16 protein-coding genes are annotated in these 17,770 nt (G+C 68.7%); 4 read left to right on the top strand and 12 right to left on the bottom strand.

Features of this window, described 5'->3' with window-relative positions; translation table 11 throughout:
- Positions 1 to 73: 73 nt before the first annotated feature.
- Together ACAD63_RS27760 and ACAD63_RS27755 are read right to left on the bottom strand one after the other, a co-directional pair.
- Positions 74 to 1,597 carry a CoA-acylating methylmalonate-semialdehyde dehydrogenase gene (locus ACAD63_RS27760; protein ID WP_434034068.1) on the bottom strand — a complete coding sequence of 508 codons (1,524 nt, stop codon included), beginning with the start codon at positions 1,595 to 1,597 and terminating at the stop codon, positions 74 to 76.
- Positions 1,598 to 1,639: 42 nt separating this feature from the next.
- Entirely contained in the window at positions 1,640 to 2,773 is a 1,134-nt protein-coding gene (locus ACAD63_RS27755; RefSeq protein ID WP_195427400.1) for an acyl-CoA dehydrogenase family protein, read from the bottom strand.
- Positions 2,774 to 2,954: 181 nt separating this feature from the next.
- Here ACAD63_RS27755 and ACAD63_RS27750 point away from each other — a divergent pair, with 181 nt between their 5' ends.
- Complete coding sequence (locus ACAD63_RS27750; protein ID WP_434034662.1) at positions 2,955 to 3,971, top strand: AraC family transcriptional regulator; 1,017 nt, start codon at positions 2,955 to 2,957, stop codon at positions 3,969 to 3,971.
- Between the two features lie 44 nt (positions 3,972 to 4,015).
- Here ACAD63_RS27750 and ACAD63_RS27745 read toward each other — a convergent pair whose 3' ends face one another.
- The 10 genes from ACAD63_RS27745 to ACAD63_RS27700 all read right to left on the bottom strand — a co-directional run bounded on the left by ACAD63_RS27745 (position 4,016) and on the right by ACAD63_RS27700 (position 14,613).
- Positions 4,016 to 5,233: a GGDEF domain-containing protein gene (locus ACAD63_RS27745; RefSeq protein WP_434034067.1), complete on the bottom strand. Its 1,218-nt coding sequence runs from the start codon at positions 5,231 to 5,233 to the stop codon at positions 4,016 to 4,018.
- Between the two features lie 162 nt (positions 5,234 to 5,395).
- Entirely contained in the window at positions 5,396 to 5,533 is a 138-nt protein-coding gene (locus tag ACAD63_RS27740) for a hypothetical protein (protein ID WP_165971434.1), read from the bottom strand.
- Between the two features lie 126 nt (positions 5,534 to 5,659).
- Positions 5,660 to 6,502, bottom strand: coding sequence for an S-formylglutathione hydrolase (fghA, locus tag ACAD63_RS27735; protein ID WP_167884568.1), 843 nt, complete (start codon positions 6,500 to 6,502; stop codon positions 5,660 to 5,662).
- Between the two features lie 22 nt (positions 6,503 to 6,524).
- Entirely contained in the window at positions 6,525 to 7,631 is a 1,107-nt protein-coding gene (locus ACAD63_RS27730; protein WP_063240278.1) for an S-(hydroxymethyl)glutathione dehydrogenase/class III alcohol dehydrogenase, read from the bottom strand.
- Between the two features lie 135 nt (positions 7,632 to 7,766).
- Entirely contained in the window at positions 7,767 to 9,131 is a 1,365-nt protein-coding gene (locus ACAD63_RS27725; protein ID WP_135702534.1) for an NTP/NDP exchange transporter, read from the bottom strand.
- Positions 9,132 to 9,146: 15 nt separating this feature from the next.
- A complete protein-coding gene (locus tag ACAD63_RS27720; protein ID WP_434034066.1) occupies positions 9,147 to 10,067 on the bottom strand; it encodes an aldo/keto reductase in 921 nt (306 codons plus the stop codon).
- A 153-nt stretch (positions 10,068 to 10,220) separates the two neighbouring features.
- A complete protein-coding gene (locus ACAD63_RS27715; protein ID WP_133093225.1) occupies positions 10,221 to 11,582 on the bottom strand; it encodes a GntP family permease in 1,362 nt (453 codons plus the stop codon).
- 217 nt (positions 11,583 to 11,799) lie between these two features.
- The gene (locus ACAD63_RS27710; RefSeq protein WP_063240271.1) at positions 11,800 to 12,192 is read right to left on the bottom strand and encodes a RidA family protein; all 393 of its coding nucleotides are present in this window, start codon (positions 12,190 to 12,192) and stop codon (positions 11,800 to 11,802) included.
- Between the two features lie 58 nt (positions 12,193 to 12,250).
- Positions 12,251 to 13,705: an N-acyl-D-amino-acid deacylase family protein gene (locus ACAD63_RS27705; RefSeq protein ID WP_135702538.1), complete on the bottom strand. Its 1,455-nt coding sequence runs from the start codon at positions 13,703 to 13,705 to the stop codon at positions 12,251 to 12,253.
- Between the two features lie 2 nt (positions 13,706 to 13,707).
- Complete coding sequence (locus tag ACAD63_RS27700; protein ID WP_135702540.1) at positions 13,708 to 14,613, bottom strand: MurR/RpiR family transcriptional regulator; 906 nt, start codon at positions 14,611 to 14,613, stop codon at positions 13,708 to 13,710.
- 210 nt (positions 14,614 to 14,823) lie between these two features.
- Here ACAD63_RS27700 and ACAD63_RS27695 point away from each other — a divergent pair, with 210 nt between their 5' ends.
- From ACAD63_RS27695 to ACAD63_RS27685, 3 genes are all read left to right on the top strand, one after another.
- Entirely contained in the window at positions 14,824 to 16,092 is a 1,269-nt protein-coding gene (locus ACAD63_RS27695; protein WP_434034065.1) for an amino acid deaminase, read from the top strand.
- A 13-nt stretch (positions 16,093 to 16,105) separates the two neighbouring features.
- On the top strand, positions 16,106 to 17,044 hold the full coding sequence (locus ACAD63_RS27690; protein WP_195427395.1) for a sugar kinase: 939 nt from the start codon (positions 16,106 to 16,108) through the stop codon (positions 17,042 to 17,044).
- Positions 17,045 to 17,108: 64 nt separating this feature from the next.
- Positions 17,109 to 17,753: a bifunctional 4-hydroxy-2-oxoglutarate aldolase/2-dehydro-3-deoxy-phosphogluconate aldolase gene (locus ACAD63_RS27685; RefSeq protein WP_133093220.1), complete on the top strand. Its 645-nt coding sequence runs from the start codon at positions 17,109 to 17,111 to the stop codon at positions 17,751 to 17,753.
- The last annotated feature ends 17 nt before the right edge of the window (positions 17,754 to 17,770 follow it).

Here is a 17,770-nt window from a genome sequence, read left to right as displayed (position 1 = left end):
AACGTTTGTTTTCTCCCCTCTCCCGCTTGCGGGAGAGGGGAGTAGACCGTCGGCCGTTGCGACGTGCCACGCCTCACTTCAAACTGATCGTCGTATTCACCCCGTCATTCACCGTCGCATCGTCAAACCACCGCGCCGTCACCGTCTTGGTCTGCGTGTAGAACTGCACTACCTGCTTGCCATACGGCCCCAGATCGCCCAGCTTGGAACCACGCGAGCCGGTGAAGCTGAAATAAGGCACCGGCACCGGGATCGGGATATTGATGCCAACCTGGCCGACGTCAATTTCGCTCTGGAACTTGCGCGCGGCGGCGCCGCTCTGCGTGAACACGCCGGTGCCGTTGCCGAACGGGTTGCGGTTGACCAGCGCGATGGCGTCGTCCAGCGTCTCGACGCCGATCACCACCAGCACCGGCCCGAAGATTTCTTCCGTGTAGATCGTCATGTCGGTGCCGACCTCGGTGAAGATGGTCGGCCCGATGAAGTTGCCCTGCGGATAGCCCGGCACCTGCACGTTGCGGCCGTCGAGCACCAGCTTCGCGCCTTCGCGCTCGCCGGCGGCGATCAGGCCGAGGATGCGTTCCTTCGCTGCCACCGAGACCACCGGGCCGACATCGGTACCGGGCTCCACGCCGGCGCCGATCTTCAGGGTCTTGGCGCGCTCGACCAACTCAGGCACCCAGTCGCGCGCCGCGCCTACCAGCACCACCACGGAGGTGGCCATGCAACGCTGGCCCGCCGCGCCAAAGCCCGCGCCCGCCAGCGCATTCAGCGTCTGTTCCTTGTGCGCGTCGGGCAGCACCACGGCGTGGTTCTTCGCGCCCATCATCGACTGCACGCGCTTGCCATGCGCGCCGGCCAGGTTGTAGACGTGCGTGCCGACCGCGGTCGAGCCGACGAACGACACCGCCTTGATGTCCGGATGCGTGCACAACGCATCGACCACATCCTTGGCACCGTGCACCACGTTCAGCACGCCCGCCGGCACGCCGGCTTCCAGCGCCAGCTTGACCAGTTCCATGGTCGACAGCGGGTCCTGTTCCGACGGCTTGAGCACGAAGGTGTTGCCGCAGACGATCGCCATCGGGAACATCCACAGCGGGATCATCGCCGGGAAGTTGAACGGCGTGATGCCGGCGCAGACGCCGATCGGCTGCTGCAGCGTGTAGGTGTCGACGGTGGAGGCGACGTTCTCGGCAAAGCCGCCTTGCTGCAGCGTGCCGATCGAGCAGGCGTGCTCGACCACTTCCAGGCCGCGGAAGATGTCGCCCTCGGCATCGGCTAGCGTCTTGCCCTGTTCGGCGGTCAGGATGGCGGCGATGCGCTTGCTGTGCTCGCGGATCAGCGCCTGGTAGCGCAGCATGATGCGCAGCCGCGCGCCGATGGGCGTGTGGCGCCACGTGGCAAAGGCGCGGTGCGCGGCGCCGACGGCGGCGGCGACTTCGCTGGCGGTGGCCAGCGGCACGCGCGCCAGCACTTCCTGGGTGGCGGGGTTGACCACCTGGCGGAACTCGGTGGCGGACGATTCCACCCATTCGCCGTTGATCAGCAGCGGTACGGTCGGCACGGCATTGTCGGTCTTGGGCACTGCGCTCATGGTTGTCTCCGGACGGTGTGTTGGTATGAGGTGGGCAAGGGATTACAGGCTGCGCGCGATCAGCATGCGCTGGATCTCGCTGGTGCCTTCGTAGATCTGGGTGATGCGGGCATCGCGGTAGTGGCGCTCGACCGGGTAGTCTTCCAGGTAGCCATAGCCGCCGTGGATCTGCAGCGCCTTGGAGCAGACGCGCTCGGCCAGCTCGGACGCGTACAGCTTGGCCTGCGAAGCTTCGGACAGGCACGGCACGCCCTCGCTGCGCATGCGCGCGGCACGGTGCACCAGCAGGCGCGCGGCGTTCAGCTCGGTGGCCATGTCGGCCAGCATGTTGGCGATGGGCGGATGCTCGCGCAGCGGGCGGCCGAACTGGATGCGCTCCGATGCATAGCGGCACGCGGCCTCGAACGCCGAACGCGCAATGCCGATCGCCTGCGCGGCAATGCCGATGCGGCCGCCTTCGAGGTTGGACAGCGCGATGCGCAGCCCCTCGCCAGGCTCGCCCAGCAATGCGTCGTGCGGCACGGTGCAGTCTTCCAGCGTGATGGCGCAGGTGTCCGAGGCGCGGATGCCGAGCTTCTTCTCCGGCGCGTGGACGACAAAGCCCGGCGTGTCGGTCGGCACCAGGAAGGCCGAGATGCCTTTCTTGCCGCGCTCCGGCTCGGTCGAGGCAAACACTACGGCAACGCCGGCGCGCTGGCCGTTGGTGACGAACTGCTTGCTGCCGTTGAGCACCCAGCCGTTGTCGGTAAAGCGGGCGCGCGTGCGCAGGTTGTGCGCTTCCGAGCCGGCCTGCGGCTCGGTCAGGCAGAAGGCACCGATCAGTTCGCCGCTGGCCAGGCGCGCCAGGTAGCGTTCCTTCTGCGCATCGGTGCCGTAGTGCAGGATCGGGCCGCAGCCGACCGAATTGTGCACGCTCATCAGCGTGGCGCAGGCGGCGCAGCCCGCGGCGATTTCTTCGATGGCGAGCGCGTACGCGACATAGTCGGTGTAGGTGCCGCCCCAGTCCTCCGGCACGATCATGCCGAGCAGGCCCAGCGCGCCCATTTCGGCGACGACCTCTTCGGGCAGGCGGCCGTCGCGGTCCCACTGGGCGGCGCCGGCGGCCAGGCGCTCGCTGGCAAAGGCGCGCGCGCTGTCGCGGATCATCTGTTGCTGTTCGGTGTAGTCGCTGTGCATGGCAGGTTGGCGTGGTGTTGTTCCGCGGGGGGCTTTATGTAAAGCGCGTTGGCGCGGCGCCGCATCTGAGGCAGAATGCGCGCTCGGCGTCGTGGCCTGCGGGCAGTGTAGGAACGCCGCGGGCGGGCTCCTATGCCAAAATCCGCCAATCTTCATGAACTCGTTTGCCACCCGCCGGACCATGGAAAAAGGCAGCGTCGCGCTTTGTTTTGTCCACCATGCCATCGCCGGGCTGCAGGCGCGCGAGATCGACCCGGGGCCGGTGCTGCGCAGCGCCGGCATCGCGCCCGAATTGCTGGCAGTGCCGCAGGCCAGGGTGTCGGCGGCCAGCTACAGCGAACTGTGGCTGGGGGTCGCCGCCGCTCTGGACGACGAATTCTTCGGCCAGGATTCGCGCAGCATGAAGTGCGGCAGCTTTGCCATGCTGTGCCACGCGGTCTTCGGCAGCCGCACGCTTGGGCAGGGGCTGGAGCGCATTACGCGGTATTTCCGGCTGCTGCTGGACGATATCGGCGTGCGCCTGGACCGGCACGGGGACGAGGCCGCGCTGGTGCTGACCGCGCCCAACGCGGCGCTGGGGCGGCAGCCCGGCGTGTTCGCCAAGGAAACCATGCTGATCATGCTGCATGGACTGATGAGCTGGCTGTTGCGCCGGCGCGTGCCGGTGCGGCTCGCGGCGTTCGACTACGCTGAGCCGCCTTACAGCGCCGAATACCGCGTGATGTACTCGCGCCAGCTTGCCTTTGACCAGCCGGCCACGGCGCTGGTGTTCGACGCCGCGCTGCTGGACCAGCCGGTGCGCCAGGACGAGCGCAGCCTGAAGGCGTTCCTGCGCGATGCGCCGCACAACGTGGTGGTGAAGTATTCCGACCGCAGCAGCGTCGGCGCGCGCGTGCGCAGGCTGCTGCGCAACCAGCGGCCCAAACTCTGGCCCACCTTCGAGGCGCTGGCGGTCAGCCTGAACCTGTCGGCTTCATCGCTGCGGCGCCGCCTGATGGACGAGGGCGTGAGCTACCAGGACCTGAAGGACGGGCTGCGGCGCGACCTTGCCATCGAGGCGCTCAGCCATTCGGGCCGCCCGGTGGCGGATATCGCGGCGGAACTGGGGTTTGCCGAGCCGGGCGCGTTCCACCGGGCATTCAGGCGCTGGACCGGCTCGCGGCCCGGCGCTTACCGCCGCGTGGTGGAAGAGGATTGACGGGATTGACGGGATTGACGGGATTGACGGGGGATTGAAGCGACTCAGGCATCGAGCGCCTGCGCGGTCTCCGTTGCCGCCTGCGTAGCTGCGGCAGGCCCGCTGTGCGCCGCGATGCGGTTGCGCCCGCCCACCTTGGCGCGATACAGCGCCGCATCGGCACGCGCGCTCAGCTGCGCCAGCGTCAGGCCCGGATGCCAGCCGGCGGTGCCGCCGCTGACGGTATAGCGCACGGTGTGGGTGCCGCCGTCCGCCGCTGCCGTCGTGACCGCATGGCGCTGCACGCAGGCGCGGATGCGCTCGGCCACCGCGCCTGCGCCGGCCTCGCCGGTGGCGGGCAGCAGTACCATAAACTCTTCGCCGCCGAGACGGCCCAGCAGGTCGCCGGGCCGCAGTTGCGCCGCCACCAGCCTTGCGAACGCCTGCAGCACGGCATCGCCGGCCGCGTGGCCGTAGGTGTCGTTGACCGACTTGAAATGGTCGATGTCGACGATCAGCAGTGCGGGCGCCGGCTTGCCGCCGGCGGCGCGCGCCAGCTCGCGCTGTGCGCCTTCCTCGAACGCCTTGCGCGACAGCACGCCGGTCAGCGTATCGGTATTGGCGACCGCTTCGAGCCGGCGCACGATGGCGTCATGGATCATCAGCACCGCGCCCATGGTCATCGCGGGCATCACCAGCGCACCCAGGGTCAGGAACACCGTGTTGAGGAACATGGATTCCTGCAGGTAGGGATTGCCCAGCCACTGCAGCGCCGACAGCGTGCCGCGCACCGCATGGCCGGCGGCGAAAAACAGCGCGAAGCAGGCGGTCGTGATGAAGAACCGTGCCGATTGTCCGCGCGGGCGGCGGCGCAGCAAGGTCAGCGCGATCAGCGCGCACAGCACCGCATGGAAGACCGAGACAATGACGACGCGCGTGGTGAAGACGTCGACGGCATAGCGCCAGACGATCACGCCTGCAGTCGTCACCGCCGTCGCCGCCAGCAACCGCCGCCACGGCGGCACGCCGCCGCAGAAGCGCACGCTGCCGGCGTAGAACAGGGTCAGCGACCACGCCAGCGCGGCGTTGGCAACGCCAACCGACAACAAATCCGGGATCATGCCGCGCAGCGAGAACAGCACCAGCGCCCCGGTCGCGGTCAGGTTGGCATTGCACCATTCGCCTACACCCGGCAGCCCACAGCGGCGCAGCGACCACACGATGGCCAGCATCATGGCGCTGAGCGCGGTCGTGATGGTGAGGAGGGCAATCGGGACGGACATCGGACAGGGCTGGCTGCGGCGTGACGGTAATGCGCCGGTCCGGCGCGACCCGTAATGATACGGGGCGAGCAGGGCCAGCGGGCGCCGCCAGGGGCGCGCCGTCGTGCCGTCCGTGGGATGTGAGGTTGCCGCCGCTTGTGCCGGCGCTGTCGCGGCGCCTGGCTAGTCGGTTCGTCGTGGCGGTTCGTGCGGCTCGTCGGTGCGCAGCACCGGGTCATTGCGCAACAACCATCGCACCGCGATCAGCAGCGCTGCCAGGCAGCCGAGGATATAGCCGCCGAGGGAGACGACGTGGTTCATGATGTGACCCCATCTTGTTCCGGCTCTGAGGCCGGTCGAGCAGCAATTATGGGATCGGGCCCGGCACCGGGCATCCCCTGAATGGGGGCCGGTGCGGGGCTATGGGTGCGCTTGAGCGCTCAGGCGCTAGAGCTGCCCGGCGTGGTGCCGGATATGGTCGGCGATGAAGGTCGTGATGAAGTAATAGCCGTGGTCGTAGCCGCTGTGCCGGCGCAGCGTCAGCGGCTGGCCCGCCGCCTGGCAGGCGGCCTCGAATGCGTCGGGGTGCAGCTGGGTCTGCAGGAACTGGTCGTCCAGGCCCTGGTCGACCAGGATGCCGGCCGGGAACGGCGCGCCTTGCTGGCGCACCATCAGCTCGGTGGCGTCGTACTGCGTCCATGCCCCACGGTCGATGCCGAGATAGCCGGTGAAGGCCTTCTCGCCCCACGGGCAGCGCATCGGCGCGGCGATCGGCGCGAATGCCGACACCGAGCGGAAGCGCCCGGGGTGGCGCTGCGCCAGCACCAGCGCGCCGTGGCCGCCCATCGAATGCCCGAAGATCCCCACGCGCGACGCCTCGCCCGGCAGCGCGGTGGTGACCAGGTCGAACAGTTCCTCGGCGACATAGCTTTCCATGCGCCAGTGCCGGCTCCAGGGCGCCTCGGTGGCGTCGACGTAGAAGCCCGCGCCCACGCCGAAGTCCCACGCATCGGCCTCGCCCGGCACGCCCGCGCCGCGCGGGCTGGTGTCGGGCGCGACCAGCATCAGGCCGTGTTCGGCGGCAAAGCGCTGCGCGCCGGCCTTGATCATGAAGGTTTCTTCTGTGCAGGTCAGGCCGGCCAGGTAGAACAGCACCGGCACCTTGGCGCCGCCCTGCGCCTGCGGCGGCAGGAACACCGAGAAGCGCATCGGCAGCCCGATCGCCGCCGAATCATGGCGGTAGAAGCGCTGCACGCCGCCATGGCAGCCGTGTTGCGAGATCAGTTCCAACAGTTCCATGTCGGCGCCGTCCTCAGTACAACACCACCGAGCGGATCGACTCGCCGCGCTTCATCAGGTCGAAGCCTTCGTTGATGCGCTCCAGCGGCAGCGTGTGCGTGATCAGGTCGTCGATATTGAGCTTGCCTTCCATGTACCAGTCGACGATCTTGGGCACGTCGGTGCGGCCGCGCGCGCCGCCGAAGGCCGAGCCTTTCCACTCGCGCCCGGTCACCAGCTGGAACGGGCGCGTCGAGATCTCGGCGCCAGCCTCGGCCACGCCGATGATGATCGACTTGCCCCAGCCCTTGTGGCAGCACTCCAGCGCCTGGCGCATGACCTGCGTATTGCCGATGCATTCAAACGAGTAGTCCGCGCCGCCATCGGTCAGCTGGATGATGTGGTCGACCACGTTCTCGACCTGCTTCGGGTTGATGAAATGCGTCATGCCGAACTTGCGCGCCATGGCCTCGCGCGCCGGGTTCAGGTCCACGCCGATGATCTTGTCGGCACCGACCATCTTTGCGGCCTGGATCACGTTCAGGCCGATGCCGCCGAGGCCGAAGACCACCACGTTGGCGCCGGCTTCCACCTTGGCGGTGAACAGCACCGCGCCCACGCCGGTGGTCACGCCGCAGCCGATGTAGCAGACCTTGTCGAACGGCGCATCGGGGCGGATCTTGGCGAGCGCGATCTCCGGCACCACGATGTGGTTGGCGAAGGTCGAGGTGCCCATGTAGTGGAAGATCGGCTTGCCGTCGAGCGAGAAGCGCGAGGTGCCGTCCGGCATCAGGCCCTTGCCCTGCGTGGCGCGGATCGCCTGGCACAGGTTGGTCTTGCGCGACAGGCAGAACTTGCACTGGCGGCATTCCGGCGTGTACAGCGGAATCACGTGGTCGCCGGGCTTGAGCGAGGTCACGCCGGGGCCGACGTCGGTGACGATGCCGGCGCCTTCATGGCCCAGGATCGCCGGGAAAATGCCTTCGGGATCGGCGCCGGACAGCGTGTAGTAATCGGTATGACAGATGCCGGTGGCCTTCACTTCCACCAGCACTTCCCCGGCGCGCGGGCCGTCCAGGTCCACGTCTTCGATGGTCAGCGGGGCGCCGGCTTTCCAGGCGATGGCGGCTTTGGTCTTCATGGGGTCCTCCGGGGAAAAGATGTACGGATGGGCTCGGCGGCGGGCAAAGACACCGGCAACGCAGGCCCGAGCGCAAGAGCAAGACTATACGACCATCCGGTGACACCAGGCCAGTGCCAGGTTCTGAAGCAGGGATCAGCGCGAAGTCGTGGTCGCGCCTTCGGCCCCGGCGTGGCGGCTCGCCTCCCGCGGCGCCAGCTCGGTCTCGTGCCGCCGCCCCAGCCACCATCCCAGTGCTGCCCATGCCAGCGCCAGCCCGGCACCCGCCAGGGCGACCGTGGCGGGTTGGCCGGAAATCGTATCGATGGCGGTCTTGACCCATGCGCTGACCGCATCGCCGGCGCGATAGACCGCGGTGTCGATCACGTTCTTGGCCTTGTACTTGGTCTCGGGATCGACCACCGTGAACAGCATCTCGCGCCCGGGCCGCAGCAGCGCATACTCGCCCACGCGCCGCAGGATCATCACGCCCGCCAGCACGCCGAAGGTCGGCACCAGTGCCAGCACCACGAAGCCCGCCGCGACCGCCAGCGGCACCGCGGTCAGCAGCAGCGTGACGCCGTAGCGCCGCGCCATGCGGCCGGTGAAGAACAGCTGGACCAGGATGGTCAGCGCCTGGACCGTGGCGTCGAGCGCGCTGAAGACCTGGGTTTGCCGTGTGCGCTCGGGGAAGGCCTCGGCCACCAGCCGCGCCTGCTCGAAATACAGGAAGGTGCTGGCCGTGGCCAGCAGGATCACGAACAGCCCGATGCCGAGCAGGTAGCGCGAGCGCAGCAACAACGCCAGCCCCGCCCACAGGCCGCCGCCGACCGGGTTGGCGGGATCGCTGGCGGCATCCGCGGGCACTTCATGGCCCGCGCCGGCTCGGCGGCGCCAGCCGAACAGCCAGCCCACCCCCGGCAGCGTCGCGGCGAGCAGCGCCGCGGACAACAGCATCAGCCCCGTCAGCCCGATGCGCGGCACCAGCCAGCCGCCCAGCACCGGCCCGGCCAGCCCGCCCGCGCTGGCGCCCGCGGCCAGCAGCGCGAACAGCCGCCGCGCCTGCTCCGGCCGGAACACGTCGGCCATCAGGCTCCACGCCACGGACACCACGAACAGGTTGAACACCGACAGCCACACGTAGAACACGCGCGCCAGCCAGACATCGTCCGGCCGTGCGCGCGTGGCGAAGGCAAAGGCGAGCAGGTTGGCGATAAAGAACGCGTAGACCCACGGCACGAAGCGCCGCCGCGGCAGCCGCGCGCACACCGCGCCGTACACCGGGATCGCCGCCAGCATGACGACGAAGGTCGCGGTAAACAGCCATTGCAGGTTCTTCACGCCGCCGGCGATGCCCATGGTCTCGCGCACCGGGCGCAGCATGAAATAGCTGGCGAACAGGCAGAAGAAGAACAGGAAGCCGGCCACCACCGCGCCGGCCTCGCCGGGGCGGATGCCGAAGCCGCGCCGCAGCCGTGCCAGGCCGCCGCCGGCGGATGCGTCGCGATCGGGTTCGTCCATGCGGCCCGTCGCGCCTCAGGCCAGCAGCGCGGCGATGCGCTCGCGCTGGCCCGGATCGGGCATGCGCCCCAGCGCGGCGCCGAGGTTATCGGCCATATTGCGCGGCTTGGAGGTGGCGGGGATGGCGGCGGTCACCGCCGGATGGCTGACGATGAATTTCAGGAACAGCTGGCCCCACGAGCCGCAGTCGATGTCTCCGGCCCACTGCGGCAGCGGCCGGTCCTTGACCACGCGGAACAGGCGGCCGTCCTGGTACGGGCGGTTGACCAGCACCGCGACGCCGCGCTCCTGGCACAGCGGCAGCAGCACGCGCTCGGCATTGCGCTCGGCCACCGAGTAATTGACCTGGACGAAATCGACGCGCTCGTTGCGCACGATCCGCTCCAGCGCCTCGTGCGCGTCGTCGCGGTAATGGGTGATGCCCAGGTAGCGGATGCGGCCCTGTTCCTTCAGCTCCCGCAGGAAGCGCAGGTTGCCTTGCCAGTCGATCAGGTTGTGCACTTGCAGCAGGTCGACCTTGTCCACGCGCAGGTCGGCCAGCGAGCGCCCCCACTGCGCCTGCGCCGGGGCGCCGGACTGGGCCGAGATCTTGGTCGCCAGGAACACGCGCTGCCGGGCGTTGGCCGCGCGCAGCAGGTCGCCGGTCACTGCCTCGGCGTTGCCATAGCTGGGCGCGGTGTCGATGACCGAGCCTTCGGTGCGCAACAGCATCGCCATGACTTCGGCGAGCGGCTTGCGTTCGGTGGCTTCGCTGCTGACGTTGAAGGTGTCGGCCGTGCCCATGCCCACGACGGGCAGGGCCTCGGTGGTGCCGGGGATGTTGCGGCGCAGGGGCACGGCAACGGTGGCGGCCCCGGCGGATAGTGGGGCGATGGCGGCGGCGCTGGCGGTCAGCCCGGCGGCCAGGGCCAGGAATGAGCGGCGGTCGATTGGCATGGAAGCGCTTCGGGACGGGTCATACACTGGTTGACCTTAGGCGCTGGCCGGAGCCTTGTAAACCGTTGCTTCAGTGCGTTATCCGGCACGCCGCGCAGCGCGGGCACCGCCGCGCGCACCCGGCGGACAGGTGCGCGGTACGGCTTTCGCGCCTCAGACCACCGTGGCCAGGCCCAGCGTCAGCAGCAGCGCCACCACCGAGATGATGGTCTCGCACACCGACCAGGTCTGGAAGGTCTGCGTCACGGTCATGTTGAAGTACTCCTTGACCAGCCAGAAGCCGCCGTCGTTCACGTGCGACAGGATCAGCGAGCCGGCGCCGGTGGTCAGCACCAGCAGCTCGGGCCGGGTGCCCGGCACGCTGGCGGCGATCGGCGCGACGATGCCGGCGGCGGTGGTCATGGCGACCGTGGCCGAGCCGGTGGCGATGCGGATCATCACCGCGACCAGCCAGCCCAGCACCAGCACCGACACCTGCGCGCTGGTGGCGACATCGACGATCGCGGTGGAGATCCCCGAGTCGCGCAGGATGCGGCCGAAGCCGCCGCCGGCGCCGACCACCAGCGTGATGATGGCGGTGGGCGCCACGCACTCGTTGGTGAACTTCAGGATGGTTTCGCGGTTGAAGCCGCGCGCCTTGCCGAAGGTGTAGAAGCTCACCAGCGCGGCGATCAGCAGCGCCATCACCGAGTTGCCGATCAGCTTGAGGAAGTCGTTGGCAAAGGTCTTGGGCGTGGTGAAGACGTCGGCCCAGCTGCCGATCAGCATCAGCATCACCGGCAGCAGGATGGTGAACACCGTGATGCCGAAGCCCGGCAGTTCGTGCGATTCCTTGACGCGCTCATCCTCTTCGGTGAACTGGTCGGCCAACGGGTTGACCTCGGGCAGCTTGACATAGCGGTCCATCAGCTTCGCAAACAACGGCCCGGCGATGGCAGCCGTGGGAATGCCCACGATCAGCGCGTACATGATGGTCTTGCCGATGTCCGCGCCGTACGCGGTCACGGCCAGCAGCGCGGCCGGATGCGGCGGGATCAGGCCGTGCACCACCGACAGGCCGGCCACCATCGGGATGCCGACCACCACCATCGACGTGCCGGTGCGCTTGGCCACGTTGAAGGCGATCGGCACCAGCAGCACGAAGCCGACCTCGAAGAACACCGGCAGGCCGACGATAAAGGCGATGGTCGCCATGGCCCAGTGCACGTTCTTGGCGCCGAAGAAATCGATCAGCGTGTTGGCGATGCGTTCCGCGCCGCCCGACTCGGCCATCATCTTGCCGAGCATGGTGCCCAGGCCCACCACCAGCGCGATATGGCCGAGGGTGCCGCCGACACCGGCTTCGAATGACTTGACGATGTCGCCCATCGGCATGCCCACGGCAAAGCCGAGCAGCACCGAGACGACAACGAGGGTAATGAAGGGGTTGAGCTTGTAGCGCGCGATCAGCACCACCAGTGCGATCACGGCGATCAGCGCATACACCAAGAGCGTGGTTCCGGTGACGGGACCCATATTGTCTCCTTGTGTGGAATAAAGGCCGCTTGTGGCGGCAGCAGAGGTTTAGGCTTGTTGTTTTCTTCCCTCTCCCGCTTGCGGGAGAGGGGTTGGGGAGAGGGCGGGCGCGTGGCAAGCACCGTGGCGGCTCACTTCGTGGTGACGCCGGCCCTCTCCCCCGCGCGGGAGAGGGGAGCAAACAGTCGGGAAGCAGTTAATCAACCAGGCAGCAGGCTCAGGCCGCCGGCTTCTTGTACGCGATGCAGTCCACTTCGACCTTGCAGTCCACCACCATGCTCGACTGCACGCAGGCGCGTGCCGGGGGGTTGGCGCCGAAGTATTCCTTGAAGATCTTGTTGAACGAGGCGAAGTCGCGCGCATCGTCCAGCCACACGCCGCAGCGGACCACGTGCTCGGGGCCGTAGCCGGCCTCGGCCAGGATCGCCAGCACGTTCTTGATGGCCTGGTGGGTCTGCGGCACGATGCCGCCATCGATCAGCTCGCCGCCGACCATCGGCACCTGGCCGGAAACGTAGAGCCAGCCGTCGGCCGCCACTGCGCGCGCAAAGGGCATGTGCGCGCCGCCCTGGCCGGTGCCGCCTTCCACGCCGAATCGTTTGATGTCCATGGGTACTCCTGGAATTTGTTGCCGGGAAAAAATTGAAAGAAAAGGGAGAGGGAGCGAATCAGTCGGCGCCGCGCGCCAGGAAGCGTCCTGCGCGGATGCCGGTCGGCTGCCGCTGCTGCCATGACAGCTCGCCATTGACCCAGACCGCGGCAATGCCTTCGGCGGGCTGCATCGGGTCGGTGAAGCTGGCGGCGTCGCGGATGGTCGCGGCGTCGAACAGCACCAGGTCGGCCCAGTAGCCTTCGCGCACGAAGCCGCGGCCATGCAGGCCGAAGCGCTCGGCGGACAGGCCGGTCATCTTGTTCACGGCGACGGTGAGCGGGAACAGCTCGCGGTCGCGCGCATAGTGGCCCAGCACGCGCGGGAACGCCCCCCACAGGCGCGGATGCGGCAGCGGGTCGTTGGGCAGGCCGTCCGAGCCGACCACGGTGGCGGGGTGGCTCAGGATGCGGTCGACGTCTGCATCTTCCATGCAGTGGTAGACGGCGCCGGCGGGCATCAGCCGGCGCGCGGCCTCGTACAGGTCGACCTGCCATTCGGCGGCGATATCGGCCAGCAGCCGGCCGCCCATCTCGGGCGCGCCTTCGGACCACGTCACCATGATGTCGAAGTCGCTGGTGACCTGCTTCAGGTCCAGCGTCGACGAGCTGGCGGTATAGGGATAGCAGTCGCAGCCCACGGGCTGCCAGCGCTGCGCGCCGTCGAGTGCGTCGAGCACTTCGGTGCTGCGGCCCCAGTTGTCCACGCCCGCGCATTTCAGGTGCGAGATCACCACCGGCACGCGCGCATGGCGGCCGATGCGGAAGGCTTCGTCCATGGCGTCGAGGATCTCGGCGAACTCGCTGCGCAGGTGCGTGGCGTAGAGCGCGCCGGCATGGGCCAGCGGCTCGGCCAGCGCCAGCACTTCCTCGGTCGGCGCGTTGAAGGCATTGGCGTAGGCAAGTCCGGTGGACAGGCCCAGCGCGCCGTGCTGCAGCGACTCTTCCAGCTGCGCGCGCATGGCCGCGATTTCCGCGGGCGTGGCGGCGCGGTCGAGCCGGTCCATATGGTTGCTGCGCAGCGCGGTATGGCCCACCAGCGCGGCGACGTTGATCGCGGGCTGCGCGGCATCGACGGCGTCGACGTAGGCCTTGAAGCTGGGGTAGCGGAACGCGTCGGCATGGCCGAGCAGGTTCATCGGGTCGGGCGGCTCGCCGGAGAGCGTCACCGGCGCGGCGCTGATGCCGCAGTTGCCGACGATCACGGTGGTCACGCCCTGCGACAGCTTGGGCGTCATCTCGGGCTGGCGCACCACGTTGGTATCGTCGTGCGTATGCACGTCGATAAAGCCCGGTGCCAGCACCAGGCCGTGGCCTTCGACCACGTGCGCGGCGGCATCGGGATCGATCGCGCCGCCTTCATCGATGCGGGCAATGCGGCCGTCGCGCAGCGCCACGTCGGCCAGGCGCGCGGCGGCGCCGGAGCCGTCGATCAGCGTGACGAGGCGGATCAGGGTATCGAACAGGTGTGGCATGGTCAGTCTCCCAGCGGCTGGCGGCTGTCCGGGCCCAGGGTGGGGCCGCTCTCACCGCGGTGGCTGTCCAGCACGTACTTGAGCCGGCGCAGACGCTCCTTGCTCTGGTCCTGCTGCAGCAGCGCACACTGGGTGGCCAGCACGTCCAGCACCATCAGCATCGCGTAGCGCGACGCCGACGGCTTGAAAATGAAATCCGTCTCCAGCGTGCGCACCGGCAGCAGCACGTCGGCGCGTGCGGCCAGCGGCGAGCCCAGCGCGGTCACCGCGACCAGCTTTGCGCCGTATTCGCGCGCGATCTCGCAGCTGGCCAGCATCTCCGGCACGCGCCCGCTGGCCGAGAACGCCAGCACCACGTCGTCGCGGCTCAGCGTGGCCGCCACCATCTTCTGCAGCAGGCCGTCCTGGTAGCTGGCCACCGGCTGGCCCAGCCGCGCCAGGCGGTGGCGTGCCTCGTCGGCCAGGAACGACGAGCCGCCACCCATGCCAAAAGCGTAGACCATGCGTGCGCCCAGCAACAGGCGCGCGGCGTCTTCGATGCGCTGCGCGTCCAGCAGGCCGCGGTTGACTTCGAGCGCGGTCAGGATGTCGGCATGGATGCTGTCGGCCAGCGTTGCCGGGGCTTCGGCAGCTGCATCGGCGCCGCCGGGTTGCAGGAAACGCGCACCCACCGCGGTGGCCTGTGCCAGCCGCAGCTTCAGGTCGCGCACGTCGCGGCAGCCGATGGCCTTGGCGAAGCGGGTCACGCTCGCCTCGCTGACGCCGGCCTTGCGCGCCAGCTCGTTGATGCTCGCGGCGGCGGCGCCGGCCAGGTCTTCCAGCACCACCTGCGCGACCTTCTGCTCGGCCAGGCGCAGCGCGGGGCCGCGCTCGGCGATGCGGGTCAGGATGTCGAAGGGCGCGGTCATGGTTGGGTGGCTGGGGGCAGGGCCGTGAGGCAAAGTGACGCAGGCGGCGGACGCTGTCCGCAAGGGCTATAACAGTGACGGGCGCGAGCTTGGGCGTTGTCTCTGCGGTTCCCTGTGTGCTGTCAGCGTGTTACTTTATAACAAGGATGAAATATCTTATTTTCAGGGCTATCATTACGTCAATCAGATTTTTTCAGGGTGATGACAAGCATGCGTGAAATAAAGTATCAGGCCGGCGTGATCGATCCGCTCAACAAGGCACTGGGGCGGCTGGAGGCCCCGCTGGCCCCGGACGCCGCCCGCACCGGCTGGAGCCTGCTGCAGGAAGAACTGAGCCTGCCGGCCGCGGTGCTTTACGAAGACCGGCTTGCGCACAACCTGGAATGGATGCGCCGCTTCATGGGCGAGTACGGCGTGCAGCTTGCGCCGCACGGCAAAACCACCATGGCACCCAAGCTGTTCGCGCGCCAGCTTGGCGCCGGCGCGTGGGGCATCACGCTGGCAACCGCGCACCAGACCGCCGCGGCGCATGCGCACGGCGTCAAGCGGGTGCTGATGGCCAACCAGCTGGTGGGCCGCCGCAACATGGAAATCATTGCGGACCTGCTGCGCGACGATCCGGGCTTCGAGTTCTTCGCGCTGGTGGACTCCGCCGCGCTGGTCGACCAGCTCGGCAAGTTCTTCAAGGAGCGCGGCCAGACGCTGCAGGTGCTGCTGGAGCTGGGCGTGGCGGGCGGGCGCACCGGCGTGCGCGACGACGCGCAGCAACAGGCCGTGCTCGACGCGCTGGCGCGCTGGCCGCAGGCGCTGTCGCTGGCGGGTGTCGAGATCTATGAAGGCGTGCTGAAGGAAGAGGCCGATATCCGCGCCTTCCTGCAGCGCACCGTGGCGGTGACGCGGCAGCTGGCGCAGCAGGGCCGCTTCGGCCGCAGCCCGGTGGTGATGTCGGGCGCGGGCTCGGCCTGGTATGACGTGGTTGCCGAGGAATTCGCGCGCACCGACATCGGCACGCCGATCGACATCGTGCTGCGTCCCGGCTGCTACCTGACCCATGACGTGGGCATCTATCGCGCCGCGCAGCAGCGCATCCTGGCCAGCAACCCGGTCGCGCAGACGATGCGCGAGGGCCTGCTGCCGGCGCTGCAGCTATGGGCCTACGTGCAGTCGATCCCCGAGCCGGACCGCGTCATCATCGGCATGGGCAAGCGCGATGCTGCCTTCGATGCCGGCATGCCGACTCCCGCGCAGCTGTACCGCCCGGGCAGCGAGGCGCCGGTCGACGTGCCCGCGCACTGGGAAGTGACCGGCATGATGGACCAGCACGCCTACCTGCAAATCAAGCCGGGCGACGACATCCAGGTCGGCGACATGGTCGCCTTCGATATCTCGCACCCTTGCCTGACCTTCGACAAGTGGCGCCATATCCCGGTGCTGGATCATGACCTGCGCGTGATCGACATTGTGCAAACCTTCTTCTGAGGCGGGCCACCCCATGAGCATCGATATCCTGGCCTACGGCGAGCCGCTGGTGGAGTTCAACCAGCAGCCCGACGATCCCGACCGCTACCTGCAGGGCTTTGGTGGCGATACCTCCAACTTCTGCATCGCCGCGGCGCGGCAGGGCGCCAGCACCGGCTATATCAGCGCGGTGGGCGCCGATACCTTCGGCGAGCGCCTGCGCGCGCTGTGGACGCAGGAGCGGGTCGATACGCGCCACGTCCACGTGGACCCGTCCGCGCCGACCGGCGTCTACTTTGTCTCGCACGACAACCACGGCCACCGCTTCGACTACCTGCGCGAAGGCTCCGCCGCTAGCCGCTACCAGCATGAGCAGCTGCCGCTGGGCGCGATCGCCGCGGCGCGCTATCTGCACCTGTCGGGCATCAGCCTGGCCATCAGCACCAGCGCCTGCGATGCGGGCCTGGCGGCGATGGAGCATGCGCGCAAGGCCGGCACCAAAGTCACGCTCGACACCAACCTGCGCCTGCGGCTGTGGTCGCTGGCGCGCGCGCGCGGCATCATGCGCGAAGCGTTCGCGCTGACCGACGTGTGCCTGCCCAGCTGGGACGACATCACCGTGCTGACGGGGCTGGACGACCGCGATGCCGTCGTCGATTACCTGCTCGGCTGCGGCATCGGCCTGGTGGCGCTCAAGCTGGGCGAGGAGGGCGCTTACGTGGCCACGCCCGAGTCGCGCACGCTGGTGGCGCCGTATCCGGTCAAGCCGGTCGATGCCACCGGTGCCGGCGATTGCTTTGGCGGCAGCTTCGTCGCGCGCCTGGCGGCGGGCGCCGACCCGTTCGAGGCCGCGCGCTACGCCAACGTGGCCGCGGCGCTGTCCACCACCGGCTATGGCGCGGTGGCGCCGATCCCCGATGCGCAGACCGTGATGGCCCGGCTGGCCGAATCGGTTTCGGTGATTGGCGGCTGAGCGGCGGCTAAGCCGGCTGCATTCCCTGACTTTGCTTTCCTGAACCCTTTATCCCGAGACCGACATGCAAAACCAGACTTCCCCGCTGCTCCCCCTGCTGGCCGATGTGCCGGTGATCCCCGTGCTGGAATTCCATTCGGTGGATGAGGCCCTGCACGTCAGCGAGGCGCTGGTCACCGGCGGCCTGCCGCTGCTTGAGATCACGCTGCGCACGCCGGTCGCGCTGGAAGCCATCAAGGCCGTGGCCGCCGCGCTGCCGCAGGCGTACGTGGGCGCCGGCACGGTCCTGACGGTCGAGCAGCTGCATGCCGTGCGCGATGCCGGCGCCAAATTTGCCGTGTCGCCCGGCCTGACCCCGTCGCTGGCGCAGGGCGCGCAGGGCGCGGGGATCTCGCTGTTGCCGGGCGTGGCCACGGCCAGCGAGGCCATGCTGGCGCTGGAGGCCGGCTTCACCTTCCTGAAGTTCTTCCCGGCGCAGGCGGCCGGCGGGGTGCCGATGCTCAAGTCGCTGGGCGGACCGCTGCCGCAGTTGCGCTTCTGCCCGACCGGCGGCATCGATGCCGCGCTGGCGCCGACCTACCTGGCCTTGCCCAACGTGGTGTGCGTGGGCGGGTCGTGGGTGGTGCCCAAGGACGCGGTTGCCGGCAAGGACTGGGGCCGTATCCGTTCGCTGGCCGAGCAGGCACGCGCGCTGCGCAGCAAGGGCTGAGCGCAATGCAAAAACGG

The organism is Cupriavidus sp. a3, from assembly GCF_051015765.1.
Classification (GTDB): Bacteria; Pseudomonadota; Gammaproteobacteria; order Burkholderiales; family Burkholderiaceae; genus Cupriavidus; species Cupriavidus oxalaticus_A.
This window is presented reverse-complemented; position numbering and strand designations above follow the sequence as displayed.